Here is a 26,698-nt window from a genome sequence, read left to right as displayed (position 1 = left end):
GTGAAATAACGGCGCCACAACCGGTCCTTGCATCGCGGACCGGTTTAAAAAGCAGCCGCTGCCCGCATTGAACGGACGGCCATCGCTAGCAGGAGACAACCATGGATATGGGGACCGTTCCCCGATTCCATGCCGTTGCGTTGACGGTTCGGCGCCTCAGTGCGATGTCATCGGCTCGCCTGCTCAAGTTCGCCTTAAGGTGGACAATCACGCTCTGCGGTACATTTCTTCTTATGACCGATGTGGGCACAGCGGTGACTCCGCTGTGGCGAAATACCCTCGATGCAATCCGGGGCGCGACGGCCTGCTTGACGGCCTGCTTGATGGCCTGATCGTCACGCCTGCCCGGTGAATCGGGCACGTCTGTCATTGGCGTGAGCAAGGAGTGACGAGCTTGGACGAGCGCGTTCGTAAGGCGGCCAGACCTGCGACGAGTACCGAGCGCACCACGCTTGCGGCGAGAGAGGTATTGGAAGGTCGCCGCCGTGGCGCGCTGATGCTGCTGCCGTTTGCTGGACCGGCCGTCGTCGTCTCCGTTGCCTATATGGATCCGGGCAACTTCGCGACGAACATTCAGGCGGGCGCCCGCTACGGTTACGCGCTGCTGTGGGTGGTGCTGCTGGCGAACCTCGTGGCGATGCTGTTTCAGGCGCTGTCGGCGAAACTCGGTATCGCCACAGGGCGCAACCTTGCGGAACTGTGCCGCGAACGTTTCCCCAAACCTGCCGTGCTGCTGATGTGGGGCGTCAGCGAAATCGCCGCCATGGCAACCGACCTGGCCGAATTTCTCGGCGGTGCTATCGGGCTGTCATTACTGTTTCACATGCCGTTGCTGGTCGGCATGATGGTCACGGCCGTGGTGACCTACGGCCTGCTGTTGTTCGAGAGCGCGGGTTTTCGTCCCCTTGAACTGGCGATTGGCGCACTCGTAGGCATCATTGGCCTGTCCTACCTTGCCGAGCTGTTCATTACCCCGGTTGCGTGGCCGGCTGTATTCGTCCATACCTTTTCCCCTCAATTGCCCGACGCGGGTGCGCTGACGATTTCCGTCGGTATCGTGGGTGCGACCGTGATGCCGCACGCGCTCTTCCTGCATTCGGGGCTGACGCAAAGGCGAGCGCCCGCCAGGACAGAGCGCGAGCGGGCAACGTTGCTGAAATTCTCGAATATCGAAGTCGTTATCGCGCTGACCATTGCCGGGCTCATCAATATGGCGATGGTCATCATGGCCGCGGGTGCATTTCACCAGGGGCATCCGGAGGTTGCGGAGATCGAAACGGCCTATCACACGCTGGCGCCGCTATTGGGCATTGGGGCGGCAGGCATCTTTCTGTTGTCCCTGATCGCTTCGGGCGTATCCAGTTCCGTCGTCGGCACGATGGCGGGTCAGATGATCATGCAAGGGTTCGTGGGCTTTCGAATTCCGCTATGGCTGCGCCGGGCCGTCACGATGGTGCCGAGTTTCGTCGTGGTGGCGCTTGGGGTCAATGCGACCCATGCGCTCGTCATCAGTCAGGTCGTGTTGAGTCTTGCGTTGCCGCTGCCGATGACAGCGTTGCTATGGTTCACCTGCCACAGGGATGTGATGGGCGCATACACGAATCGCCCGTTCATCGCGGTGATCGCGACGCTGGCGGCGCTGACTGTTTTAGCGTTCAACGTCGTGCTGGTGCTGCAAACGTTCGGCGTCGACATTCCCGGCTTGCCGCGCTGAGACCGGCGGTGTGTCCGCAGCAGGACGCTACGGGCGCTGCCTTTGCGACCTGCTGAACAGCACCATCGCGATGCCGCCGAGGATCGCCGCGGAGGCGGCAGCCAGTCGCGCAGTGATCGCTTCCGACAGGAACGCCACGCCGCCAAATGCAGCGATGAGCGGCACCGACAGCTGTACGGTGGCGGCTCGCATGGCGGAAAGCTTGCCGAGCGCGGCATACCAGATGACATACCCGATGCCGGACGTGAGTGCACCGGAGGCAATGGCCAGGCCGACGCCGGCCGCGTTCGCATGAGCGTTGGCGACGAACAGCAGACTCACTACCAGGGCGAGCGGCGCCGCCCGTGCGAAGTTGCCTGCCGTGGCCGCCAGCGGATCGGCCACGGCGCGGCCGCGCAGCGAGTACACCCCCCACGCCACGCCGGCGGTCGCCATCAGCGCAGCACCGAGCGGCGCAGGCGCGGCGACACCCGGCGACACCAGGTAGACGAGCCCCGCGACCGCCAGAGCGAGACCCAGCCATGCAACGGATCCGAACATCTCACCCGAGCGCAGACCGCCGCCCAACATCGTCAATTGAACCGCGCCGAACAGGATCAATGCGCCGGTGCCCGCCGGCAAGGTTAGATATGCGAAGGAGAAGAACGCGACATACGCGAACAGCATCGCCGCAGCGCGCCAGTCGGCGTGGCGGGGCGACGATCGTTCCGACCGGAAGCGCACGATGACGGCAAGCGCAATCGCTCCGGAAATCAGCCTGATGCTGGCGAAGCTGGCCGGATCGATGCCTCGTTGCTGCAAGGCGAGCCGGCACAACAGTGAATTGCCCGCGAAGGCGAGCATCGCCGCCCCGGTGAGGGCGATCGTCTGCAAGGTGGGCAAGCCGCTGCGCGCTTCATGCATGGGTCGCCACCAGGACGATTGCCCAGGACAGCAGCGCGACACCGAGCGGCTTGCCGAGACGTCGGCCCCAGCGAACGTTCTTTTCGATCGCCATCACGGCCGCAAGCAGCAGCATCCAGCCGAGGCTGCCGGTGCCGAGTGCGAACATCAGCAGCATCAGCGCCCAGCAGCATCCGACGCAGAACAGGCCGTGCTGCATGCCCAGCGCGAACGCTTGCCGGGCCTGCGCTTGCCCACGCCAGTGCTCGATCACGAAACTCAAGGGCGTGCGGCATTTTTCGAGGCACTGGTACTTGAGCCTGCTGAACTGAAATGCGCCGGCCAACGCAATGGTCGCGGCGCCGATCAGCCAGCCATGCCAGGCCAATGTGGGTGCGCTCGCGAGCAGCGACAGCACCGTACTGTGAAGTGCATGCGCGAGGAGCCCGAAGGCGCCCCACACCGTCATGTAGCCGAGCACGAGCAGCATCAGCAGGCGCCCATGATCCGGGCGCCCGGCCGTCAACCGGTCGAAGATATTGAACAACGGCAAGGTGGTGGGCAGCATCATGGCCGCGGTCATGAGTATCCATGCGGCCGCGTAGAGCACCACGGGCACGATCACATCGCCGGCGGGAACGACATGACACAGAAACGCCGCGGGTCCTGACGCTGTCCAGTCACCGTGCTCGAGATAGCGTCCGTACGGGCTGCGCGCCCATGCCCACAAGGTCAGCCACGCGAGCGCTATCAGCACGGTCAGGACCGGTAGGAACACGTGATAGTGGCGCGACGCGCTGGACGGCGGCGCGCCTCGTGTCGGATTCATGCGTCAAAGACGAAGATGCTCTGCAGGGCGTTGTGATTCTTGATGTCGAGGTCGATGCCGAGGGCGGCGTTTCTGGATCGATAGGTCGGGGCCTTGCCGACAAACACCGGAGCCCCGGGCACCGTCGAGAATACGGTATCGGAGAGGGTCGTCTGGCCGCCGGTCGCGCCGAGATAGGGCTCCAGTTCGGCGTAGTAGTCCTTGCCGATCTCGAGTTCGCCCTTGCCTTCGACTACGGTGAAGCGGATCGGCGCCCGCTCCACCGACACGACCTGGCCGATGAGCTTGGCGAGTTCGGCGACGGGTCCGCCGGCCTGCCCGGTGTACACCTTCAGCAGTGCCTCTTCCTGCGCCTTGGAGGCCTGATCGTCGACGAAGATCGCCGCAGTCCAGTTGCCTTCAAGGATGTTGCCGGGTACATGAGCGACGGCTGCGATGGTAGTGCCGCTCACATCGACACCTTCGATCGTTCCCTTGTCCATGTGCCACGCGACGATGGTGTCGCAGGTGCCGTTGTCAGGATCCTCGCCGATCCAGCAGGGGCATAGGACCCTGCAGTTGCAAACTTCGAGCAGACGACCTTCCAGGTGATAGCTCATACGGACCTCCGTTGAAGATACGCGAACACCGGCTTGTGACAGTGATTCACGGCGACGGTGCACACGTCGATTTCCCAGAAACGATATGTTTTTTCTGCACGGCAGGTCTTCGTCGGGCAATCATTATTGAAAGCATAGTTAATCCCGCCCATCTATCAAGCGGGACACAAGCAGGACACGCCTCGGAGGGTTTCTTATGTCAGACCTTAGGCTGCGTCTCTTGTGCGGCGGAAGTCCATTCAACAGGCGTCACCGCATCGCTGCAAATCGAAGTGGATGTCTACGCCTCGATCTGCAGGCGTGCGCGGAGCCGGAACACACGCAGCGGGGAAACCCGGCCGAGGCCGCGCGGCTGCCCATCCGATGGTGCATCGCGACATTCGGGCATTCGACCCGCTTCGTCTGTGAGGCTGCCTTGCTGCGGGTGCATCACGCGGCGAGGCATTGAACCCCTGTGCGCGCCGGTATCGTCCAGAATCAGGCTGGTACGCGCTGCGGTTTGAATGCACAAGCGCAGCGGTGTTTGTACGGTAGCGCTCGTGCGTGCGAACTCCGCCGCGCGTACGATATCTGAATGCACATGGAGGGCGGTCATGACGACGGCTGCCAGTTTTCATATCGGCTACACGCAATACCTTGGCCCCAACGGCGAGCCCGCTCAGCCGTTGCCTGCGTTTGCGCGGGACCCGGCGGCGCTGATTCCGCTCTATCGCGCGATGATGCTGACGCGGGCGTTCGACACGAAGGCGGTCGCACTGCAGCGTACCGGCAAGCTCGGCACCTTCGCGTCGTCGGTCGGACAGGAGGCGATCGGCGTCGGCGTCGCGAGCGCGATGCAGTCCGACGACGTGCTGTTTCCCTCCTATCGCGACCACGCCGCGCAATTGCTGCGCGGCGTCACGATGACGGAAAGCCTGCTGTATTGGGGCGGCGACGAACGCGGCAGCGACTTCAGCGTGCCACGCGACGATTTCCCGAACTGTGTGCCGATCGGCACGCAGGTATGCCACGCCGCCGGCGCGGCCTATGCGTTCCTGTTGCGTCACGAGCCGCGTGTCGCGGTGGCGATATTCGGCGACGGCGGCACGTCCAAGGGCGACTTTTACGAGGCCATGAACATGGCTGGCGTCTGGCAGGCGCCGCTCGTCCTCGTGGTCAATAACAATCAATGGGCGATCTCGGTGCCGCGCAGCCGCCAGAGCGCTGCGCAAACGCTCGCGCAAAAAGCGATCGCTGCGGGAATCGACGGGCTGCAGGTCGACGGCAACGACGTGATCGCGGTGCATCAGGTGGTCCACGCGGCGCTCGCCAAAGCTCGCCGCGGCGATGGCCCGACGCTGATCGAAGCGCTCAGCTATCGCCTGGGCGATCACACGACAGCCGACGACGCGACGCGCTATCGCGACTCCGAAGTCCTCAGCAAGCAGTGGGAATTCGAACCGTTGCTGCGGTTGCGCACTTACCTGATGCGCATGAACGTCTGGGACAAGGCGCAGGACGAGCAACTCGGCAAGGCGTGTCTCGCGCAGGTCGAGCAGGCCGTCGACGCGTATCTGGCGATACCGCCGCCGGACACCTCCGCCATGTTCGATCACCTGTATCAAGCGTTGCCGCTGGCGCTGCGTGAGCAACTGGCGATGGCACAGCGATTCGCGCCTCCTGCGGGGAACCGCCATGGCTGACCTCAACATGGTCGAAGCGCTCAATCAGGCGCTCGCCTACGAACTGGCGCACGACCCGGCCGTCGTGCTGCTCGGCGAGGATATCGGCGTGAACGGCGGCGTGTTCCGCGCGACGGTCGGGTTACAGGCCCGCTTCGGCGCGCAGCGGGTGATCGATACGCCTTTGGCCGAAACCGCGATCGCCGGCACCGCGATCGGCATGGCGGCGATGGACCTGAAGCCGGTCGTGGAGATCCAGTTCAGCGGCTTCATCTATCCGGCCATCGACCACATCCTGAATCATGCGTCGCGTTTGCGGCATCGAACACGCGGACGGCTGGCGTGCCCGCTTGTGATCCGTGCGCCGTGCGGCGCGGGTATTCATGCACCGGAGCATCACTCCGAAAGCCCTGAAGCGTTGTTCACCCATATACCCGGACTGCGTGTCGTGACGCCGTCGTCACCGGCACGTGCGTACGGCTTGCTGCTTGCGTCGATCCGCGACCCGGACCCGGTGATCTTCTTCGAGCCGACGCGGCTGTACCGGCTCTTCAGACAGCCTGTGGAGGATAACGGCGAAGCGCTGCCGCTCGACACCTGCTTTACGCTGCGCGCCGGGTCGGACATCACGCTGGTGAGTTGGGGAGGCGCATTGCAGGACGTGCAGGCCGCGGCCGATCTGCTCGCGCAGGAGGGCGTGATGGCCGAGGTGATCGACGTGGCGACGCTCAAGCCGCTCGACATGAACACGATTCTCGCGTCGGTGGCGAAAACCGGACGTTGCGTGATCGTGCACGAGGGCTCGCGCACCGGCGGGGTGGGCGCGGAGATTGCCGCCGGCATCGCCGAACGCGGACTGTATTCGCTGCTCGCGCCGGTGCAGCGCGTCACCGGCTATGACGTGGTAGTGCCGCTGTACAGACTCGAGAATCAATACATGCCAGGCACGGAGCGCATCGTTGCCGCGGTCAGGCAGACTCTGGAGGCGTCGTGAAGCCATGAAAGTCTTCAAACTGCCCGATCTCGGCGAAGGCCTGCAGGAAGCGGAGATCGTCGAGTGGCATGTCACGAGCGGTGACGACATTCGCGCGGATCAACCGCTGCTGTCGGTCGAAACGGCGAAAGCGATCGTCGAGATTCCGTCGCCGCAATCCGGCCGCATCGCGAAGCTGTTCGGCCAGCCGGGCGACGTCGTGCATCTGGGCGCGCCGCTTGTCGCATTCGAAGGAGAGGGCGACGATGCCGATGCCGGCACCGTGGTCGGTCACATGGAGGTCGGCCAGCATGTGGTGCGGGAAGCGCCGGCGGAGCCCGGCGGCGGCGCGGGGCTCGGCGCGGGTGCCGCCGTGATCAAGGCGATCCCGGCGGCGCGGGCGCTTGCGCGCAAGCTGGATGTCGATCTGGCGATGGTGACGCCGTCGGGGCCGGAGGGTGTGATCACGGCGGCGGACGTGCAGCGTGTCGCGAAGATCCTCGCCGAACTCGGGCCGCCCGAAGTGCTGCGCGGCGTGCGGCGCGCGATGGCGCAGAACATGGCGCGCGCGCAGAGCGAAGTGGCGGCGGCCACCGTCATCGACGACGCCGACATTCATGCGTGGCCGCCGCATACCGATGTCACGATCCGGCTGATCCGCGCGCTGGTGGCCGGATGCCGCGCCGAACCGGAGCTCAACGCATGGTTCGACGGCCATGCGGGGCGGCGCCACGTGCTCGCGAAGATCGATCTAGGCATCGCCGTCGACCTGCCGGACGGCCTGTTCGTCCCGGTGTTGCGCAACGTCGCGCTGCGCGACCCGGCGGATCTGCGCGCCGGGCTCGACCGGATGCGCGCCGACATCCGGGCACGCAAGATTCCGCCGGAAGAGCTGCGCGGCAATACGATCACGCTGTCGAATTTCGGCATGATCGCCGGTAAATATGCGGCTCCCGTGGTGGTGCCGCCCACCGTCGCGATTCTCGGCGCCGGGCGTATTCACGAGCAGGTCGTGGCGGCAGCCGGGGTTCCCGCCGTGCATCGGATCTTGCCGCTGAGTCTGACATTCGACCATCGGGTCGTCACGGGCGGTGAGGCGGCGCGTTTTCTTGCCGCGACGATCGCGGATCTGGAGATGGCACAGTAGCTGCGTCTGGAGGATCGGACACGCGCGCAGCGGCGACGGCGGACTCCGCGGGCTCAGCTGTTGCCTTCCTCGCGCGGATCCGGGGGCAAGCGCCGCTGTCCAACTGCATCCCCGACGCGCACACCGAGCTGAGCCGCGGCGCTGCCGCCGCTTACCGCAATCTCCACTAGCCCGATCGAGTTCTCGTACCAGAAGGCTTGACCGGCCGGTGCATCGGCAAAGACCCGGGCATAGGCGACTTCTCTGGACGCGATGTCCAGCCGGGCGCTCCGCGGCACGGTGCCGGCCCGCAGCCCGGTCAGCGCATTGCCGTAGTGATCCACGTAGATGACTTCGGCCAGATCGTCCGCACCACGCTGCACACGCAAACCTGCACTTTCAGCCAGCTTGTCGGGAAGCGGGTCCGCAAGCAGGTCGCCGCGGCTGAGCCAGGCTGCCACCGGGGCGAACAGATCGCGGCCATGGAACGAAGCCGAGAGCATCGCGGGACGCCATGTAATGCGCCAGGTTCGGGAATGCGCCGCGCGAGCCGCCACGACCGAGAGCAAACCGTTGTCCGGTCCCACGAACCACTGCGCGTCGGCTTGCAGCACGACCGCATCGCGCTCGCCGCCTACGCCGGGATCGACCACCGCCAGAAAAACCGTATCCGGCAGATACCAGCCTCGAAGCGCGGCGAGCAGATGCGCGCTTGCCCGCGGGTCGTAATTCGGCGCCGTGTGCAGCACATCGATGAGGGTGGTGCCGGCTGCCGCGTGCCGCAGCAAGGCGGTCTTCAGCTGTCCGACATAGATGTCGTCGGCCCCGAAGTCTGTGAACAGCGCGATCATCGCATAGCCTCCTTCCAACGCTGTGCCGTCCTATGTGCCTGTGTCCGGCGTATCGGGTCGCCCGACTGGCAGGCGGCTCACGGCGCCGCGCCGTCGCCCTGTTTCTTGTGCTGCGCGGCCATCCGCTCCTGCTGGGCGGGGGACACCGGATCGTAGTGGCTGAGCTGGATACTGTACGTGCCGTCCCCGCCGGCAATGGCGTTCAAACGCGACTGATAGTCGTTGAGTTCGGACAACGGCACCTGCCCGGCGACGACCACGGCGTTGCCGGCGGCCGTGCGCGTGCCATGAACCTGCCCGCGCTTGGCGGACAGGTCGCCGATGATATCGCCCATCGCGGCTTCCGGCGTGATCACCTCGATGTCGACGATGGGTTCGAGCAGCACGGGTTGGGCTTTCAGCACCGCGTCGATGAAGGCCTTGCGCCCGGCGGAGACGAACGCCACTTCCTTGGAGTCGACGGGATGGCTCTTGCCGTCGAAGACGGTGACGCGCACGTCCTGCATCGGGAAGCCGGCCAGCGGCCCGCTGTCGATGACCTGCTGGATGCCCTTTTCCACGGCGGGAATGAACTGGCCCGGGATGGCGCCGCCCTTGACGGCGTCGACGAACTCGAAGCCGGCGCCTCGCGGCAAGGGCTCCACGCGCAGCATGACTTCGCCGAATTGTCCGGCGCCCCCGGTTTGCTTCTTGTGGCGATGATGCCCTTCGGCCTTGGCGCCGATGGTTTCCCGATAGGCGATCTTCGGCGGCCGTGTGACGACCTCGAGCTTGTACTGCTCGGATAGCCGCTCCAGAACGAGGCGCAGGTGCAACTCGCCCAGGCCTCGCACCACCGTCTCGTTGGTGCCGACCGGGTGTTCGATGCGCAGGCACGGGTCTTCCGCACTCAGCTTTTGCAGAACTTCCCAGAGGCGCTGCTCGTTGCCCCGGCGCGCAGGCTCGATCGCCAGACCGTAGATGGGGGTGGGAAAGTCGAGCGGGGTCAGGTGGATGTTGCCGTCCTCGGGGGCGTCGTGCAGCACGGCATCGAAGCCGATTTCGTCGACCTTGGCCGTGGCGCAGATATCGCCTGGACCAGCCTGCTGGACGTCCACGTGCTCCTTGCCCTGCAGCATCATTAGATGGGCGACCTTGAACGGCTGACGGGCGTCACCGATATAGAGCTGGCTATCGCGCCTGATCGTGCCCTGATGGATGCGAAACACGGCCATCTTGCCGATGTAGGGGTCCACGACGATCTTGAAGGTATGGGCCAATACATGCTTGTCGGCGACCGGTTCGGCGCGCACGACCTCCCGGCGGCCGCCGGCATCGCGGTAGAAGAGCGGCGAGTTGCCTTCCAGCGGATTGGGCAGCAGCCGGACGAACACGTCGAGCAGTTCCGCGATGCCGACCCCGTTGGCCGCCGACGTGAAGCAGATCGGCACCAGATGACCTTCGCGCAGCGCCCGCTCGAAGGGCTCGTGCAGCTGCTCCGGGCTGATGGCTTCGCCTTGCTCCAGGTAAAGCTCCATCAAGGCCGGGTCGATCTCGACCACTTGATCGACTAGCGCATTGTGCGCGGCCGCAACGGACAGGAAATCGGCGTCGCCGGCAGGGTTGAAAAAACAGTCCACCACCTGGCGGCCGCTTAGTGCCGGCAGGTTGATGGGCAGGCATTCCTTGCCGAAGGCCTCCTGGATTTGCGTCAGAAGCCCCGGAAGGTCGACCTTTTCGCGATCGATGCCGTTCACGACGATCATTCTGCAGAGCTTGCGCTCCTGCGCCCACGCCATCATTCGCCGGGTGGTCATTTCGACGCCGGTCTGCGCATTGACGACGATGGCGGCAGTCTCCACAGCGGGCAGCGCACTGATGGCCAGCCCGGAAAAGTCCGGATAGCCGGGAGTATCCAGCAGATAAATACGTGTATCCCGGTAGTGCAGGTGGGTGACGGCGGCGTTCAGCGAGTGGTGGTATTTGCGCTCGAGCGGGTCGAAATCGCAGACCGTGGTGCCGCGCTCCACGCTGCCGGGCGCATGGAGCGCGCCGCCTCGGTGCAGCAGGGCTTCGACAAGCGATGTCTTGCCGCATCCGGCATGCCCGACCAGGGCGATCGTGCGGATGGCGTCGGGGCTGTAGCGCATGGCCGCCCTCGTCCAGTAGTGGATGTGGGGCCATTATTGGCGAAAACGGACCCGTGTGCCATACGGGATGATCGTCCCATTCGTCGTCAGTCCGCGCAGCCACGGCGCTGCCGTGCGCATGCTGCCCTCTCATGCTGCCTTTTCCATGCTGCTTTTTCCAGGTTTCCACAGGCGAGCCAAAGCGAACTATCCTTAAAGAATCTTGCGCAACAATCCCTCGTTTCCTTCCTTTCAGAGGAGGTGCGTCATGTCAATGTCTGCAACTCTCCAGAACTGCCTGCTCAGCAAGGGCTTCCAGTACGAAATCGTGCATCATCCGTACAGCCACTCCAGCATTGAAACCGCGGCGGCAGCGCATATTCCCGGCGACCGTCTCGCCAAGACCGTGCTTTTTGAAGACGAACACGGCTATGTGGCGGCTGTGCTGCCATCCACCTACGCCGTGCGGCTGTCCGAGCTTTGGGCCAAGACCGGACGCCACCTCCTGCTGGCCAAAGAGGTCGATCTGCGGGAGCTGTTCAAGGATTGCGACGCCGGGGCGCTTCCGCCGGTATGTACGGCCTACGGCATGCAAACTTATCTCGACGAGAGCCTGGCCCAGCAGCCGGACGTCTATTTCGAGGCCGGCGATCATCAGGAGCTGGTTCACATGGGCACGGATCAATTCCTGGAACTGATGGATCGAGCCGAGCGGGCACGCTTCGCCCGTCGCATGCAGGGTATGCCGACCTGAGCCGAGCCCGCCTGATACGGCAAGGCTTGTGCAGTGCGCCATAACAGGGCGCTGTGCCACCCAACCATTGCGCGAGGCAGACCATGCAACGCAGCGATACGGTGTTGAAGCAGGTGATGGCAGCCTTCGAACGCGAATCACACCTGAAGCTCCAGAATCATCCCATTCATATGACTTTCGACGGCGGCGCCTTGACCGTGGCGGGCGAGGTGCCGGATATCGCTTCCAAGAAACGCCTTCTTCAGTTGACCCAGGTACACAGCGAGGGCCAGCGTCTGGTCGATCGGCTGCGTGTCGCCGTCAACCCGCCGGTCGGCGACGGTGAACTGCGTACTCGAGTTTGCGACCGGCTGGTGCAGGCGGTGGATTTCCGCAATTGCGTGATATGTGCGCGCGTCAAGGGCCAGCTCGAAGTGCTGCGCGGCACCCTGGACGAGGCGGGCAACGACGGCAGCGGCGTCGTCGAGGTGACGGTCGAGGACGGCGTCGTGACCCTGACGGGGCAAGTGATCAGCCTGTCTCACAGGCGCCTCGCGAGTGTGACTGCCTGGTGGGTCGGCGGCTGCCGCGACGTGGTGAACCTGCTGGAGCTGGCGCCCGCCGAAGCGGACGGCGACGATGAGATTTCCGATGTCTTGCAACTGGTGCTCGAAACCGATCGGCGTGTGCGCGCCGAGCAGATCACCATCAACGTGGAAAACCACAGGATTACGCTGGCAGGCTGGGTGGCGACCGAAGCCGAAAAACGTCAGGCGGAACAGGACGCCTGGTGTCTGGATGCCATCGAGGGCGTCGTCAATCACATCCAGGTGCGGGCCTGATCCGACTGCAGGCCTGCGTAGTGCTTCTTCAACCGGTAAGACCTCTGCTCCGCAGCCGGGCAGGCCGACTCGCTGCACCCCTCGGCAGGACCGCTGCTCTGCTCCGCGCGCTGCCGCGATCGTCGGCAGCGGGGAGGGAAGCAGGATGCATTGCCGGATGTCGCTGTTTTCCATGGAACGGCGAGCGTGACGGGACATGAGTGCGCGCAAGTTTCTTTCGGGCGTGGCGCTCGCCGTGTTGTCCGGAGGATGCCTCGCTGCGGACGCGGGAAGTTCGTGTTCCCCGGCGTTCTCCGAGGTCGATGTCAAGGACGGCCTCAAGGTACAGGCCGATTGCGGATTGCCCGGCGAGACGCTCAACCGCGTCACAACCGGGCTGAACCGCGCGGTGCAGGGCGCGCGACTCTCCGGTGCGCAGCGGGTCACGCTCGCGAGAGCCGTCAACGCGATACTGGGTGCGGTGCATGCGCAATCGGGCCGCATGGGACGCAGGACCGATACCGCGCTCGCCAATGTCGAACCGCTTGTCGAGCGCCTCGCCGGGCAAATCAGGGCGCGGCCCGACGCAGATTGGGTGGCCGAAGCCCGGAACTGGGCTGCCCGTTACGAGGATCTGCTGCGCAGATCCTCGATCGCACGGAGTTCCGATCCGCTTGAACTGCAGATAGACGAGGCGCTCGAGCGCTTCGATCTGGATGGCGCGTCAACACTGCTGACGGGGCTGCTTGCCCAGCAACAGGGAACTGCACAGATGTTGGCGGCGCGTTGTTATGAGGCTGGCGAAATCGAGCTGCTGCGCTTCGCGCCGCAGAATGCATTGCCGTATCTGGACAAGGCCTACGCGTTGCAACCGGAAGACGCCGACATGGCGTCCGCATTGGCCGACGCTTTGCAGGAGCAACGCGAGTTTGAACGTGCGGAACCGATTGACCGCGCGCTGCTGTCGCGCTATCAGAGGCTCGCGCAGGAAAAGCCCGCGGCCTACCAGCCTCAAATTGCGCGCACGCTCGACAAGCTCGGCAACCTTTACATCGGTATGCAACGGCCAAAGGAGGCGGAGGCCGCCTATCTGCGGGCGCTGGAGATCTACTGGGTACTGGCGCAACAGAACCCGGTGGCCTACGGGCCCGCTGTGGCGGAAACCTTCGACAACCTTGGCGCTCTATATCGCGATACACAGCGCCTGAGGGAGGCAGCGGATGCCTACCGCGAAGCGCTGGACGTCGATCGTGCATTGGCCCATCGCGATCCCGCGACCTACAAGCCTGATATCGCGACGACCCTCAACGATCTCGGCATCCTGTACGACGCCACACAACGCACGAGCGATGCGGAGCAGGCGTATCGCGAGGCGCTGGACATTCAGCGAACTCTCGTGCGAAGCAACCCCGCGGCCTATCGCCCGGCACTCGCGCGTACGCTCAACAATCTCGGCAACCTGTATAGCGCCATGCAGCGACTGCAGCAGGCAGAGCATGCGTACAAGGAAGCGCTCACGATCCGGCGGCAGCTGGCCCGGGAGAGTCCGGCACTGTATCGGCCCGACGTGGCGCGCACGCTGACCAATCTCGGCGCGCTCTATCGCGCCACGCAACGGCCGAAGGATGCACAGCAGGCTTATCAGGATGCGTTGCAAATCTATCGTCCGCTCGTGCAGGAAGACCCGGCTGCCTACCAGCCGGACGAAGCGCGGACGCTGAACAATCTAGGTGTCCTTTTCAGTCACAGCGGCCGACCACGCGAGGCGGAAGACGCCTACCGGCACGCGCTGGACCTTTACCGGACCCTGTCGCGAGATAATCGCGCGGCCTACCGTCAGGATGAAGCGCGGACACTTGGCAACCTGAGCGCGCTCTTCAGCCAGACCCGGCGATCGCGCGAGGCCGACGAGACCCGACGTGAAGCAGCCCGTCTTCTCGACACAACGGACGCGCCGTAGATCGCACGGCAAATGGCCTTTGCGTTGGTGCGTTGGGTGCGTTGGGTGCGTTGGGTGCGTTGGGTGCGTTGAGTGCATCAGGTGCGTCTGGTGCATCAGGTGCTTCAAGTGCATCAGGTGCTTCAAGTGCATCAGGTGCATCAGGTGCATCAGGTGCATCAGGTGCATCAGGTGCGTCGCCGAGGCGGCACCCGGAGCCAGGTCAGCAGTACCGCCAAAGCGAACACCACATAAGCGAGCGTAAATACCCAGACCGGCGCTTCGAAATAGAGTAGGCGGCTCACCCAGCGCTGGATGAAGCCTTGCGCTCCAACCGAGTCATTTCGCAGCCAGTCTTCCAGCACGGTCAAAGGGCAGGCTACGCCCAGCACGGACAAGGCCGACACCAGGCCGATCGCGAACAGATGAGCGAGCCGGAACAGCCGATGGCGCACCCAATCCCAACCGAGGGCCGAGCCGACCCAGATGGCAGCGAGTCCGCCCACGATAAACAGCGCGATCAGTGCGTGCACGACGAGCACCGCATCGGCGAACAGGATCATGATGTCCTCACACCATTCACGGCAAATTTAGACTGGTTTTTGTGCGATGCCGCGATGCGCGCCGCACCTTGGCGCGGTATCGGATATAGACTGAAATTCGACCTGTACTCAGGTTGCCGCATCGTGTGTCCCCGACATGTGCGGGACCGCGCGATGCACGACGATAGGAGGCGCAAATGGCAGATGCAATTATCACCCCCCGGAATGACGGCCCTTACCACATCAAGGGCGACTTCAAGATTACCACCCAAGGCGGGAAAAATATCGATGTAGAGAAGGACGAAGTCTGGCTATGTCGATGTGGACACTCGAACAACAAGCCGTTCTGCGACGGCTCACATAAGAAGAGCGAGTTCAGGAGCAATCTCGACGAAAAGCCGGAGGAAGGAGAGGCGCCCTGATGCATTCGTTGCGGCAGACGAGTTTCGACAAAGCCGCAAAGTCGCCGATCAGACGGACGGATCCCCATCCAGTCGATCTTCCGTATCGTCCACGGTCATATCTTTGACGTTGCGCATGCCGTACGCGACCATCAGCCGATACAGTGTGACACGCGAGATTCCGAGCGCCGCCGCCGTCTCGCCCATCCGGTAATCGTGCCGCCGCAACGCGGTTTCGATCGCGCTGCGCTCGGCCTCTTCGCGTACGAGGTCGAGCGTCATTGTTTCCTTGTCGGCGGGCGATTCGAGGTCGAGATCATGGGGTGTCAGCAGCCTGCCTTCAGCCATCACGAGTGCGCGGCGCACGCGATTGTTCAACTCGCGCACATTGCCGGGCCACGGGTGGTTGCACATGGCGGCGATCGCCGAGGGCGTGAAGCCGCGAATCTTGCGCGTGCTTTCGGACTTGTACTTCTGCAGGACGTGATGCGCGAGTATCTCGATGTCTTTGCCGCGTGCGCGCAGCGGCGGCTCGTCGACACGCAGCACGCACAGACGGTGGAACAGATCGGCGCGGAAGCGTCCGTCGAGCATGGCGGCTTCGAGGTCGACGTGGGTCGCCGAAATCACGCGTATGTCGACAGGAATCGATTCGTGGCTGCCGAGCCGCTCGATCTTGCCCTCCTGCAGGAAGCGCAACAGGCTCGCCTGCGCTTCGAGCGGCATGTCGCCGATCTCGTCGAGAAACAGGGTGCCGCCGTTCGCCGATTCGATGCGGCCGATCTTGCGCTGGTCCGCACCGGTGAACGCGCCGCGTTCGTAGCCGAACAGTTCCGACTGAAGAAGATGCTGGGGAATCGCGCCGCAGTTGATCGCAATGAACGGCGCTTTACGTCGCGGCGAGCGCTCGTGGATCGCGCGAGCAGTGAGTTCTTTGCCGGTGCCCGATTCCCCGGAAATGAACACGCCGGCGTTGGTGTTGGCGACCTTGCGGATTGTGCCGAACAGCTGCTGCATCGCGTCGCAGGTGCCGATCATCTCGTGGTTGCCCGGACAGGTGGCTTCGGCGGCAGGATCGAAATAGTCCAGCTCCGCCATGCCTCGAGCATGCCCGAGCACTTGGGAGATCCATTCATACTGCAGCGGCAGCGTAATGTAGTCGAAACAATAATTGCGAATCAGTTCGCGCTCTACGCGGCTTGCCGTGCGGCCTTCAGCCGAGACCGCCACCCAGCCGACGGCCGGTTGGCTCAGGCACTCCTTGAGGGCCGCATAGTCGCGTGGCGCGAAGCCGTCGAAATCGATGAGACCCGCTGCGACGCCGGTTTTTCCGGTCGCGGCTTGCGCACCGGCAGCGGTTTTCGCCACCGTCACCTCCCAGCCGGCGAGGCGCATATTCGTCAGGAGCACGTCGCTCGGTGCGCGGGCAACGCAAATCAGACGGTGCTGCGTGTCCGGCCGGCGTTGGGGCGCGGAGTGCGCGGACTGCACTGGATCGGCCGTCACGCAAGAGGTCGTTCGAAAACGGTCTGGTGATTTTGGCACGATGTTCCCCCTTTCTTGTTACGTTGTTGCACGCCTGAAAATCGGCTGCGCGACGACGTTTGGTGCTTCGATGCTACTCGCTGCTGGTGCTACAAAAAAAACAATATCGATGTGGCCGTCCTAGCTGGGCTTGCGGAACGCCTATACGAGGATAGCGTCACGATTCGCCCGCGGCTGTATCGGTACTTTCCCCGGCGAATCGTGAATCGGAGCACGGCTCGTGACCGACGTACGCGATGCCGCCGTCCTGCGCGACGCATCAGAAGTGTCGCGTCACGCCGTGAGCACCTCGTGCGGTATGGCAAGCGACGTCGCGAGCCGGCTGATGTCCCAGAGGGCGTGCAAAAGTTGGGGAGGTCGATTTCGTCAGGCCGCCCTGGCTTGCGGCAGGGTTGCATGGTCTGTTCTGTTCGTCGTTCGGTGCCGGCTTGGCGGATAAATTGTCAGGCGTTCCCGATTTAGCCAATGCGTGTTGCGGCCCATGAAGTCTTCCCCGTATTGGGTCGTTTCCGTATTTGATTGCGCCAGCGACGGAGTTTTTCGGGAGTCTAAAGGAAGCGCGTCAGACCGTTTGTCTGGAAACGAACGAACACCGCGTCTTTTGCGCCCAGCCGGTTTATTGGCATTCTTCGCAGGGGAGCGGCAGCCCGATCAGAGTCGACTCGGGGTATCGACCTTAAACAGGAACAGTCATTCATCGAGGGCTGTACGCGGTCAGACCGAAAAGCCCACGTCGGTTGCAGTTTCCGTCGACTAAAACGGTCGAAGCTACGGCCGCCGTGCACTCAGACGCTGCCGTTGCATTCGAACTCGAGCGAGCGGCATCACGACACACGAGGAGGTATTCACCGCTTCTGCAAATTTCAAGCGCCGTGAGAACCAAAGATGCAACTGACGTTTCGGCGTTGTAACAACCTGCCAGTTTCCTTTGGGTAGCCGGATCAGTGCCGGCACTGCGCGTCATCCGTGTATCTCCTTACCAAAATAGTTCGGCTCCGTGTTCGAGCGAACATTCTTCGCATGAGCAAACAATTATTCGGCGAGCCGTCGCCGTATCGCAGACCCTGGACTCTTTACCTTTTCTGGCGGCGGGTTAGTCCGTTTTTCTTCGAAAAAACAAGCGGTTAGCGTGGCGAGGCGGGCAGGGCTCATTCGCGCAGACGTAGCGCTGATCGCAACAACACGTGCCCCCCGGTCCCAGCCATCTTTCGTACGTGGCGGTGAAGCATTTTTCCCGGCTATTTGGGTCGACTTCGCCAAAGGCTAATCAAAACTGAGACATTCCGGACGTCGCCAGCGCTCCGGGTCTTTTGCTTGTGCGAAACATTCAATGCCATCAAGCCTTTCGACGGGCTGGCATTCTTTTCGCTAAATGTCTCGCAACGGTGGCGCGCTGCTTGAGCAGTACAGGGCGCCGCGGTTTCAGGCGCCGTAGAACTGCTGACGGGGGTATCAATTCCGCGGCGCCAGAAAGCTTCGGCACATAACCAACCTTCATGGGCGGTATTGCCGACGGCGGGAAACAGCGATCACTGACATCGACGGTTATCGAGGTTTCCGCAGTGGTGGCGTTGGGGAGGGGGAACGGCTGGAGCACACGATGCCGAAACGATGTGCTCCAGTACCGAACCGGTGAGCCAGGCCAATTCCGGCTGCGCAGTCAGCAGCCTTTGATGATTGCTCGGTCCCGCAGCGGGCATGTTTGGGTGTACTAAAAACTTCTTCTTTTCAAGGAGCTTCAAATGCAAAAGACTCTCAACCTGATCCGTGATTTCGCCCGCGAAGAGGATGGTGTGACGGCGATTGAATATGGTCTGCTGGCTGCACTGGTGGCGGTCGCCATTATTACCGGAGCAGGACTTCTCGGCACGAACCTCAACAACCTGTTCGACAACCTCGGCACCAGAATGGGAACCGCAGCCACCGCAGCAGCATAGCGGACGGCAAAGGAGCTGCCCGTGTCTGTTTCGGGGCAGCTCCTTGCGTCGTACCGGCGAAGTGTGTTTGAGGAAAGGACTCTTTCGGGGGCTCAGATGCAAAAGACTCTTGATCTGATTCGCAATGTCTTGCGCGAAGAAGAAGGCGTGACGGCAATCGAGTACGGCCTGCTCGCCGCGCTGGTGGCGGTCGCGATCATCGGGGGCGCTACAGCCCTCGGCACGAATCTCAATACCTTTTTCAACAACATTGGTACCTGGTTTGGCAACATCACAGTGCCTTAAAAATTGAAAGGAGCGCTGGCCTTTTTTTCTTTGGGTCAGCTTCTTGTTTTGCCATGGCGAAACGAAAACGGGGAACTCCATGAACGCCTTCGAATTTCCGGTCGGTGTGTGCCTGTTGGGACTGGTAGTGGTGGCCGCAGGATCGGATCTACATGCGCGGCGCATTCCGAACTGGCTTGTGTTGACGGGGCTGATGCTGGCGCTGGTAGTGCAGTGGCGCCTGCATGGGGCAGGTGAAGGTGGCAGCCGCTGGGTGCTCGGCATGCTCACCGGGGGAAGCCTGTTCTTGCCGTTGTACCTGCTGCGCGCGATGGGCGCGGGCGACGTGAAACTGATGGCGGCGGTCGGCGCGTTCGTCGGTCCAGACATAGCGCTGGAGATTGTGCTGGTGACATGTCTGCTAGGCGGCGTATGGGCGCTGGCGGCGATCGTACTCAAGCGTGCAGTGAAGACCACCGGCGCGAACATGTTGGCGATCCTGCTGGCGGGCACCGCGCAGTTAGGCAACAAGGAAGCGCGAGGCGAAGGCGCTACGTTCGCCTCGGTAGGGTCGCTGCCATACGGCGTCGCGATTGCCCTCGGCACGATGGGTGTGATGTTTCTCCAGGCGAGAGTGAGCGCGCTCTGATGGCGAAGCGGTCAAGCGTCCAACCATGACGGAAAAACCCTCGTAGAAGGGGAAGGAAGCAACAAGCACAGCAGGGCTCGTGCGCGGCACGGGATAACCGGGGAAATAACATGACCGACAAATTGAAAACGGCGCCGGGCGCGCCGGCCGACATCAGTCGCCTGCAGGATGCCAGCCGGGCTCGCCTCAACGGCGGCGGCGCAGAAACGCATCTGCTGGCGCGTGCGCCACGCACGATCGCCGATACCGGCCTGGATCAAAATTTTCTGCTTGAACTGGTGGCCAAGACTGCCTTCCTGCTGGGCAAGGTGTCGCTGTCTCAACTGGTGCAGCGCCTGAAGCTGGGCGTCAACGTGCTCGACAGCGTGGTGGCCTTCGCGGTGCGCGAACGGGTGCTGGAGATCGTGCGGCGCGGCGCCAGCGATATGGACGTCGACCTTCAGTTGACCGATAACGGGCGTCAGCGCGCAGCCGAGTTCATGGCCCATTGCCGCTACGTCGGCCCGGCGCCAGTGGCGCTCGCCACATACGAAGCCGTGCTGCAGCAGCAATCGGTGCGGCAGATGCAGGCCACCCGCGCCGGCATGCGGGCTGCCTTTGCCGGTCTGACGATCAAGGCAGCGCTGCTCGACGAGATTGGCGGCGCAGTAAACAGCGGCAAGCCGGTGATCTTCTTCGGCCCGCCGGGCAGCGGCAAAACTTCGTTAGCCGAACGATTGGGAAGGCTGCTGCCGGGCCGGGTGGCCGTGCCGTACGCAATCGTGGTTGAAAACGAAGTCATCCAGATTTTCGACCCGCTGATCCACGAACTCTGCGACACGGCAACGCCCGACAGCGCGTTGAGCGCGCCCCCGGATGCCCGCTGGCAGATTTGCCGGCGACCTACCGTGCTCTCCGGCGGCGAGCTGACGCTCGACATGCTCGAACTGCGCTACGACGCGGCCAGCGGCTTTTACCAGGCGCCACCGCATGTGAAGGCCAACGGCGGCCTGTACGTTGTCGACGACCTGGGACGCCAGCGCGTGGCGCCGGCTGATCTGCTCAACCGCTGGATCGTGCCGTTCGATCGTGGACGCGACATGCTCACACTGCATACCGGTACGCGCTTTTCGCTGCCCTTCGATGTCTGGGTCGCGTTTTCGAGCAATTTCGCACCATCGGACCTTGGCGACGAGGCGTTCTTCCGGCGTCTCGGCTGCAAGCTGTATGTCGGCCCGCTCGATGTCGTCGAGTATCGCGCCGTGTACGAGCGGCGCAGTGAAGAACTCGGCGTGGCATCGGACGACGACGCCTTCGAGTACCTCGTCCATCACTTGCATATGTCGTCCGGCCGGCCACTGCTGGCGTGTTATCCGGGTGATCTGCTGCGCATCGTGCTGGCCAACGCGCGATACCTCGAACAGCCAGCCGTAGCAGACGGGCCGAACCTGCTGCGCGCCTGGAACAGTTACTTCGCGGTGGTCGGCGAACACGACAACCCGCCGCCACAGCAGCAGGGCAGCGCGGAGTGGGCAGCAAAAAAATTCGCGGCCGGTTAATTGACCGGATAAGCGGCCGGAAATTCTAGTCAGGAAACAGGTCAGGCATCAGGGAGATTCATCATGAAGAACGTACGTGCGTTGGTGATGTTGCTGGTCGCTGCAGTGGCGGGGCTCGGTGCGGTCGCGATGGCGTCGCGCTGGCTGATGGATCGATCGTCGGGGATGACGACCAAAGTCGCGGTCGCCGCCCTTGACCTCAATCTCGGGCAACGCCTTAACCCTGAATTCATCAAGATGGTCGACTGGCCGGCGGGCAGCATACCGGCCGGCGCCTTCACCGATGTGCAGAAACTCGACGGGCGTGTGATGAAAAACAGCGCGCTGCGCGGCGAACCGATTCTGGACGGCAAGCTAACGCCGGTCGGCACGCAGGGCGGGCTATCGGCGGTGATCGAAGAAGGTCGCCGCGCAATCACAGTACGCGTCAATGATGTGATCGGCGTGGCTGGCTTCGCTCTGCCGGGCAACTATGTCGACATCATCGTCAGCACGCAGCAAGACAAAAGCAGCACGAACAAATCGGGCAACGACGAAAGCATCTCCAAGATCGTTCTGGAAAAAATTCTGGTGCTGGCTGTCGCGCAGGAAGTGGGCCGCGACGAAACAAAACCGAAAGTCGTCAACGCGGTCACGCTCGAAGTCACGCCTGAGCAGGCGGAAAAACTCGACCTCGCGCGCAGTGTCGGCACGCTGTCACTCGTGCTGCGCAACCAGGTGGATACCGCGACGCTGCCTACCGTCGGTGCCACGAAGGTCACGCTGCTCGGCACGCCAGCCGTGCCGGCCTCGGCGCCTGCTGCTTTACCTGCGCGTCCGGCACGCGTGCACTACGCGGCACGACCTGCGGCGAAGCGCGACTGCGTCGGCGTGCTGTCGGGCGTGTTAGGCAGTGTCGAATGTTTCTAGGTTGGACTCGGTGGTATCTGCGATGACGGACCGCTGCAGCGGACACCACGAAGACAAAGAACGGAAGTCTCGATTGACCGATATCGGGTAACGGGGGCATGAAAAAATGAAGACGAAACAGGGGTTCTCATCCGGCGGCGCGATGCGTAGCCGCTCGCTCGGCGGCGTCGTGCTCGCCTCGGCGCTGTGCACCGGATTGCTTGTCGCGCAAAGCGGCGCAGCGCAGGAAGCGGCCGAAGTTCCGGCGCTCGCTAAGGCCAGGCCGAATGCGCCGTTGCCGGCCGGCCGCTCACCGATGCCGATGATGGTCAGCATGGCGCCGATGCCGGCCGGCGCTGCTGCCGCCGCTGCTGCCGCCGCGCCGCTTCGCGGCCCGAACTGCACCGGCGAGATCCATGATGAAACCAATGTCATCGTGCCGGTCGGCAAGTCGACGCTCGTGCCTCTCGCCGAACCAGCACGCAACCGCACGCTCGGCAATCCGACGATCGTGCAGGCCACACTGGTGGGGCCGCGCACGCTTTATCTCGTCGGCATGGCGGTCGGCACGACCAACATGATCGTGCAGGGACGCAGCGGCGCATGCCAGATGATCGACGTGATCGTCAACGTCGACGCCAATGGCGTGCAGCAATCGCTTGGGCAGCTGCTGCCTAATGAGCGCGACATCCGGGTATCGACCGCAGCAGGCAACCTGGTGCTCGGGGGGCATGTATCGAGTTCGCCTGCTGCCCAGCAGGCGATGGAGATCGCCAGGGCCTACGCGGACGCACAGCCCACCCAGCAATCGCAGGCTGGGTCCGGGAGCTTGGGTGGCATGCCTGTAAACCAGCAGAGTTCGAGCACCAGCAAGTCGGCCGCAGTGATCAACATGATGACGGTCGACGCGCCCCAGCAGGTGATGCTCGAAGTCAAGGTCGCCGAGGTGTCGAAGACGCTCATCAACCAGATGGGCGCGGCGCTCAACATTCAGGGCGGCTTCGGCTCATGGAGCGGGGCGCTCGTGAGCAATCTGCTGGCCGGCGTAACAAGCGCCATTACGGGCAGCAAGGCGAACAACCGCCCGTTAAAGTTCGCCATCGATGCGCAGAAGACAGACGACCTCGTCAAGATCCTCGCCGAGCCGAACCTCGTCGCAATCAGCGGCCAGGAGGCCACCTTCCTCGCCGGCGGCAAGATCTTCATTCCGGTACCGCAGAGCAGCGGCACCGGCGTGACGAGCATCACGCTCCAGGAAGAGGAATTCGGCGTCGGCCTGAAGTTCACGCCGACCGTGCTATCCAACGGCCATATCAGCCTGAAGGTTGCACCCGAGGTGTCCGAGCTGTCGCCGACTGGCGTCACGCTTAGCGCGTCCAACGTGAGCGGTGTGTCGATCCTGCCGCTCATCACGACCCGTCGCGCGTCCACCGTCGTCCAGATGAGCGACGGCGAGTCGTTTGCGATCGGCGGACTGATGAAGAGCAACGTCACCGGCGCGCTGAAAGCCATTCCCGGCATTGGCGAAGTGCCGGTGCTCGGTGCGCTGGCGCGCAGCACGTCGTTCCAGCAGGACCTGACGGAACTCGTGTTCATCATCACGCCGCATCTCGTCAAGCCGCTGCAAACCGCGGACCTGCCACTGCCCACGGACAGCTTCTCGCAGCCGAACGAGGCTGACGTCTACGCGACCGGCAACATGGAAGGCCGTCACCCGAAAATGCGTGCCGCGCCTGCCGAGGCTGCCCCGGCCGCTTCGCCGATGCCAGCCCCTGCTTCGGTGAGCCCGCCGTCACCGCAGCCCTTGCCCGCACCGGCGCCGCAGACGCCCGCCGCACCCGTTGCGACAGCGTTGCCGCGTCCTGAACCGCAGGCCGCGGTGCCGGGCCCGACGTCGGAAGCGGCGCCGTCAACAGCAGCGACATCGGCGACATCGCCAGCAACAACGGCAGCAGCGCAATCGGCCGCCGACCGTGAAGCCGAGCGCGCCGCGCGCATCGAAAGCGCTGCCGCCCGGATCGCCGCCGCAAGCATGCAGGGCCACAAGCCGCAGCAGGTCACAAAGACCGCTGTGGCCAGCCAGGCCGCCGAACACTGATGCCATCGTCAAGGAGACTCTCATGAAACTCGCACACATCGTCTTCCCGCATCGGTCCGTGCTCGCCGTGTCGATGCTCGCTGCCCTCAGCGGCTGCATGACCAGCACGCCGATTTGGGACGCCCACTTTGGCGAGGCCAAGCGCGCCGTCATGCAGGCGCAGATCATCGATCCGCACGCCGGCGAGCATGCGCAGTCCGCACCGGGCATCGACGGCAAGTCCGCCGTCTCGGCGATGGACACCTACGAAAAATCGTTTCAACAGCCCACCCCCGCGCCGAATGCATTCGTCATCGGCGTCGGGAGCAGCAGCGGGGCCGGCGGTCAGTGACAACATGTTAGGGAGGTCGTCATGCGTCACGTAAGGCAATCTGGTGCGCACGGTCCGGCTCGTCGGCGTGAGCGCGGCGTCGTGGCGATCATCGTCGCACTGACGCTCGCCGTGCTGATCGGCTTCGCTGGTCTCGCGCTCGATCTGGGCAAGCTGTACACCGCCAAGAGCGAGCTGTCCAACGCTGCCGATGCATGTGCGCTGGCGGCTGCACGCGATCTCACGAAGGCGGTGTCGCTGGCGACGCCCGAGGCAGCGGGTATTTCTGTCGGTGGGAAAAATCGGGTGTTGCTGCAGAGTGAAAATGTGGTGCTCACGACTAACAGCAACGTCACGTTCAGCAAGCAGTTTACCGGCCCGTATCTGACCAAAGACCAGTTCAGTGCTGCAGATGTGCCAAGCATCGGTTTTGTGCGCTGTACCGTCAACCGCGCCAACATCAGCAACTGGTTCATGCAGGTGATCAGCGCCACGCTCGGCACTTCAGCCGTTGCCGCAACCGCGGTAGCGTCGACCACGCAGTCACAGACGACGTGTGCACTGCCGGTGTCCGTTTGCCAGCCGCCAGCCGCAAGCCCCTATACGGTGGGCCAGTGGCTGGCCAGCAAGGTCGGCTCGAATAACCAGCTGACCGGCAACTTCATGTGGGTCAAGTATTACAACCCCGACGGGAGTCTCATGACGGTTCCCGAGATCAAGGCACTCCTGACGAGTGCGGGCCAGTGCTCGTTACCGACGGTTGGCAGCAAGGTCGGCGCGACAGGCAACATTCAGAGCATGGACGGTGCCTGGAATACCCGTTTCGGGATTTACCAGAATCCCTACAATGCTCCGCCTGATCCCTCCGCTGCGGTGCCCGATTTCACCGGTTATGCCTACTCGCCCGCGGCCGCCCCGTACAAAGGCGCGCCACAGCTCCAGAAGAATGTCTTCCCGGATTTCCGCGACAACCGGCGGCCGGGCCACACACCCTATCAGGGCGATACGGCATCGGGGCTGTCCGTTCAGGGATCCAACTCTGGGCCACAACCGACGAGCTATTACACCAATGGTGCCGACCGCCGGCTGGCGTTGGTTCCTGTGGTCGACTGCGGGGCGTTGACAAGCAGCCAAAAATCGACGATTCAGTCATGGGCCTGCGTGCTGATGCTTCACCCGATGGAGAAAAACATCAACCAGGCGCTCAACGGCACCATCTATCTGGAATATCGCGGCGATGCCTCCGACCCGACTTCGCCCTGTGCGTCGCAGGGTATCCCCGGCAGCACGACTGCCGGCATCGGGCCGATGGTGCCCGTGCTGGTGCAATAGGAGAGCCGTCATGCGCAATCGAATCAGATCCCCTCGCCGCATGCGGGGCGCCGTGGCCGTCGAATTCGCGCTGCTATCGATCCCGATGATCATTCTTCTACTTGGCATCGCCGAGTTCGGTCATGCGTTCTATGAGTACAACACCATGGTCAAGTCAGTTCGCGATGCGACACGCTTGTTGTCAGCATACGATCCGACGACGAACACCTACCCGATCGCGCAAGCCCAGTGTCTCGCTGCTTACGGCACGAATGATTGCTCGGGCTCCCCTCTCGTCGAGGGATTGACAACGAACATGGTCGTGGTGTGCGATCAGGTGAATACCAGCGGGTGTACCGGGCAATTCAAGAATGTGCAAACCGATCCGACTGGCGACACGATCAATCTCGTACAAGTGAAAGTCACCGGATATCGGTATTCGCAGATCACCGGTTTTTTCAATCTGGCGAATCTGATCTTCGGTGATATCAGCTGCGTGATGAGGCAGACGCTATGAAAACGCTCAACATCCATCGTTTGCCTGGCGCGCGGCGCCAGTGCGGTGCCGCGGCGCTCGAATTTGCCTTGATATCGATGGTTTTCTTCACGTTGCTGATCGGCATCATGGAGATGGGACGCGTGCTCTTTTACTGGAACACCGCGGCGGAAGCGACCCGGCTTGGCGCCCGTGTGGCGGTGGTGTGCGACATCAACAGCAGCCAGTCGGCGAGCAACCAGGTGATCGCAAAGATGCGGCAGTTGCTGCCGATCCTGCAGCCTGCCAACGTCAGTGTGGCGTACGCGCCGTCGGGCTGTGACGCTACATCATGCACTGCGGTCACGGTTAGCGTGACCAACGTCACGGTCAATACCGTCTTGCCCTTTATGCCGCTTTCAATATCGATGCCGCCATTCTCGACAACTTTGCCAAGAGAAAGTCTGAATAGTGTGAACGGCACCAATCCCACTTGCAGTTAGT

25 protein-coding genes are annotated in these 26,698 nt (G+C 63.2%); 18 read left to right on the top strand and 7 right to left on the bottom strand.

Going from position 1 to position 26,698, the window contains the following annotated elements; genetic code table 11:
* The first annotated feature begins 394 nt into the window (after window positions 1-394).
* Complete coding sequence (locus DLM46_RS12510; RefSeq protein WP_115101086.1) at window positions 395-1,714, top strand: Nramp family divalent metal transporter; 1,320 nt, start codon at window positions 395-397, stop codon at window positions 1,712-1,714.
* A 27-nt stretch (window positions 1,715-1,741) separates the two neighbouring features.
* Here DLM46_RS12510 and DLM46_RS12505 read toward each other — a convergent pair whose 3' ends face one another.
* The 3 genes from DLM46_RS12505 to DLM46_RS12495 are packed head-to-tail and all read right to left on the bottom strand — an operon-like array spanning window position 1,742 to window position 4,024.
* On the bottom strand, window positions 1,742-2,617 hold the full coding sequence (locus tag DLM46_RS12505) for a DMT family transporter (RefSeq protein WP_115101085.1): 876 nt from the start codon (window positions 2,615-2,617) through the stop codon (window positions 1,742-1,744).
* On the bottom strand, window positions 2,610-3,425 hold the full coding sequence (locus DLM46_RS12500; protein WP_115101084.1) for a DUF2182 domain-containing protein: 816 nt from the start codon (window positions 3,423-3,425) through the stop codon (window positions 2,610-2,612). Before DLM46_RS12500 ends, DLM46_RS12505 begins: the two co-directional genes overlap by 8 nt.
* Complete coding sequence (locus DLM46_RS12495; RefSeq protein ID WP_115101083.1) at window positions 3,422-4,024, bottom strand: DUF1326 domain-containing protein; 603 nt, start codon at window positions 4,022-4,024, stop codon at window positions 3,422-3,424. The genes DLM46_RS12500 and DLM46_RS12495 overlap by 4 nt, the downstream gene beginning before the upstream one ends.
* Before the next feature lie 593 nt (window positions 4,025-4,617).
* Between DLM46_RS12495 and pdhA the strand changes: the two genes are divergently transcribed.
* Genes pdhA through DLM46_RS12475 form a run of 3 tightly spaced genes read left to right on the top strand, consistent with a single transcriptional unit; the run spans window position 4,618 to window position 7,805 of the window.
* A complete protein-coding gene (gene pdhA / locus DLM46_RS12485; protein WP_115101081.1) occupies window positions 4,618-5,706 on the top strand; it encodes a pyruvate dehydrogenase (acetyl-transferring) E1 component subunit alpha in 1,089 nt (362 codons plus the stop codon).
* Complete coding sequence (locus DLM46_RS12480) at window positions 5,699-6,679, top strand: alpha-ketoacid dehydrogenase subunit beta (protein WP_115101080.1); 981 nt, start codon at window positions 5,699-5,701, stop codon at window positions 6,677-6,679. Before pdhA ends, DLM46_RS12480 begins: the two co-directional genes overlap by 8 nt.
* A 4-nt stretch (window positions 6,680-6,683) precedes the next feature.
* Entirely contained in the window at window positions 6,684-7,805 is a 1,122-nt protein-coding gene (locus tag DLM46_RS12475; RefSeq protein ID WP_115101079.1) for a dihydrolipoamide acetyltransferase family protein, read from the top strand.
* A gap of 53 nt (window positions 7,806-7,858) precedes the next feature.
* Here DLM46_RS12475 and DLM46_RS12470 read toward each other — a convergent pair whose 3' ends face one another.
* Both DLM46_RS12470 and fusA read right to left on the bottom strand, forming a co-directional pair.
* Window positions 7,859-8,635, bottom strand: a complete 777-nt coding sequence (locus DLM46_RS12470; RefSeq protein ID WP_115101078.1) for an SAM hydrolase/SAM-dependent halogenase family protein — start codon at window positions 8,633-8,635, stop codon at window positions 7,859-7,861.
* Window positions 8,636-8,712: 77 nt separating this feature from the next.
* On the bottom strand, window positions 8,713-10,764 hold the full coding sequence (gene fusA, locus DLM46_RS12465) for an elongation factor G (protein WP_115101077.1): 2,052 nt from the start codon (window positions 10,762-10,764) through the stop codon (window positions 8,713-8,715).
* 247 nt (window positions 10,765-11,011) lie between these two features.
* Between fusA and DLM46_RS12460 the strand changes: the two genes are divergently transcribed.
* The 3 genes from DLM46_RS12460 to DLM46_RS12450 all read left to right on the top strand — a co-directional run bounded on the left by DLM46_RS12460 (window position 11,012) and on the right by DLM46_RS12450 (window position 14,257).
* Window positions 11,012-11,497 (top strand): aminoacyl-tRNA deacylase, encoded by a 486-nt coding sequence (locus tag DLM46_RS12460; protein WP_115101076.1) that lies wholly within the window; start codon window positions 11,012-11,014, stop codon window positions 11,495-11,497.
* An 83-nt stretch (window positions 11,498-11,580) separates the two neighbouring features.
* Window positions 11,581-12,318, top strand: coding sequence for a BON domain-containing protein (locus DLM46_RS12455; protein ID WP_115101075.1), 738 nt, complete (start codon window positions 11,581-11,583; stop codon window positions 12,316-12,318).
* A 196-nt stretch (window positions 12,319-12,514) separates the two neighbouring features.
* Window positions 12,515-14,257, top strand: a complete 1,743-nt coding sequence (locus tag DLM46_RS12450) for a tetratricopeptide repeat protein (RefSeq protein WP_115101074.1) — start codon at window positions 12,515-12,517, stop codon at window positions 14,255-14,257.
* Between the two features lie 167 nt (window positions 14,258-14,424).
* Here DLM46_RS12450 and DLM46_RS12440 read toward each other — a convergent pair whose 3' ends face one another.
* Window positions 14,425-14,799 (bottom strand): DUF2784 domain-containing protein, encoded by a 375-nt coding sequence (locus DLM46_RS12440; RefSeq protein ID WP_115101073.1) that lies wholly within the window; start codon window positions 14,797-14,799, stop codon window positions 14,425-14,427.
* Window positions 14,800-14,975: 176 nt separating this feature from the next.
* Here DLM46_RS12440 and DLM46_RS12435 point away from each other — a divergent pair, with 176 nt between their 5' ends.
* Window positions 14,976-15,200, top strand: coding sequence for a CDGSH iron-sulfur domain-containing protein (locus DLM46_RS12435; protein WP_115101072.1), 225 nt, complete (start codon window positions 14,976-14,978; stop codon window positions 15,198-15,200).
* Window positions 15,201-15,248: 48 nt separating this feature from the next.
* On the opposite strand, the gene DLM46_RS12430 is transcribed toward DLM46_RS12435, so the two are convergent.
* Window positions 15,249-16,685, bottom strand: coding sequence for a sigma-54 dependent transcriptional regulator (locus DLM46_RS12430; protein ID WP_425273982.1), 1,437 nt, complete (start codon window positions 16,683-16,685; stop codon window positions 15,249-15,251).
* A 1,781-nt stretch (window positions 16,686-18,466) separates the two neighbouring features.
* Here DLM46_RS12430 and DLM46_RS12425 point away from each other — a divergent pair.
* The 10 genes from DLM46_RS12425 to DLM46_RS12380 all read left to right on the top strand — a co-directional run bounded on the left by DLM46_RS12425 (window position 18,467) and on the right by DLM46_RS12380 (window position 26,697).
* Complete coding sequence (locus DLM46_RS12425) at window positions 18,467-18,661, top strand: Flp family type IVb pilin (protein WP_115101071.1); 195 nt, start codon at window positions 18,467-18,469, stop codon at window positions 18,659-18,661.
* A 96-nt stretch (window positions 18,662-18,757) separates the two neighbouring features.
* The gene (locus DLM46_RS12420) at window positions 18,758-18,946 is read left to right on the top strand and encodes a Flp family type IVb pilin (RefSeq protein WP_115101070.1); all 189 of its coding nucleotides are present in this window, start codon (window positions 18,758-18,760) and stop codon (window positions 18,944-18,946) included.
* 79 nt (window positions 18,947-19,025) lie between these two features.
* A complete protein-coding gene (locus tag DLM46_RS12415) occupies window positions 19,026-19,574 on the top strand; it encodes an A24 family peptidase (RefSeq protein WP_115101069.1) in 549 nt (182 codons plus the stop codon).
* Window positions 19,575-19,684: 110 nt separating this feature from the next.
* Entirely contained in the window at window positions 19,685-21,112 is a 1,428-nt protein-coding gene (locus DLM46_RS12410; RefSeq protein ID WP_115101068.1) for an ATP-binding protein, read from the top strand.
* A 63-nt stretch (window positions 21,113-21,175) separates the two neighbouring features.
* The gene (gene cpaB / locus DLM46_RS12405) at window positions 21,176-22,021 is read left to right on the top strand and encodes a Flp pilus assembly protein CpaB (protein ID WP_115101067.1); all 846 of its coding nucleotides are present in this window, start codon (window positions 21,176-21,178) and stop codon (window positions 22,019-22,021) included.
* Window positions 22,022-22,127: 106 nt separating this feature from the next.
* On the top strand, window positions 22,128-24,098 hold the full coding sequence (locus DLM46_RS12400; protein WP_115101066.1) for a type II and III secretion system protein family protein: 1,971 nt from the start codon (window positions 22,128-22,130) through the stop codon (window positions 24,096-24,098).
* 22 nt (window positions 24,099-24,120) lie between these two features.
* Window positions 24,121-24,429 (top strand): hypothetical protein, encoded by a 309-nt coding sequence (locus tag DLM46_RS12395; protein WP_115101065.1) that lies wholly within the window; start codon window positions 24,121-24,123, stop codon window positions 24,427-24,429.
* 81 nt (window positions 24,430-24,510) lie between these two features.
* Window positions 24,511-25,740: a pilus assembly protein TadG-related protein gene (locus DLM46_RS12390; RefSeq protein WP_425273981.1), complete on the top strand. Its 1,230-nt coding sequence runs from the start codon at window positions 24,511-24,513 to the stop codon at window positions 25,738-25,740.
* Window positions 25,741-25,750: 10 nt separating this feature from the next.
* Window positions 25,751-26,236, top strand: a complete 486-nt coding sequence (locus DLM46_RS12385; RefSeq protein ID WP_115101063.1) for a TadE/TadG family type IV pilus assembly protein — start codon at window positions 25,751-25,753, stop codon at window positions 26,234-26,236.
* Window positions 26,233-26,697, top strand: a complete 465-nt coding sequence (locus DLM46_RS12380; protein WP_115101062.1) for a TadE/TadG family type IV pilus assembly protein — start codon at window positions 26,233-26,235, stop codon at window positions 26,695-26,697. Before DLM46_RS12385 ends, DLM46_RS12380 begins: the two co-directional genes overlap by 4 nt.
* Window position 26,698 lies beyond the last annotated feature (1 nt).

This window comes from Paraburkholderia lacunae (genome assembly GCF_003353175.1).
Classification (GTDB): domain Bacteria; phylum Pseudomonadota; class Gammaproteobacteria; order Burkholderiales; family Burkholderiaceae; genus Paraburkholderia; species Paraburkholderia lacunae.
This window is presented reverse-complemented; position numbering and strand designations above follow the sequence as displayed.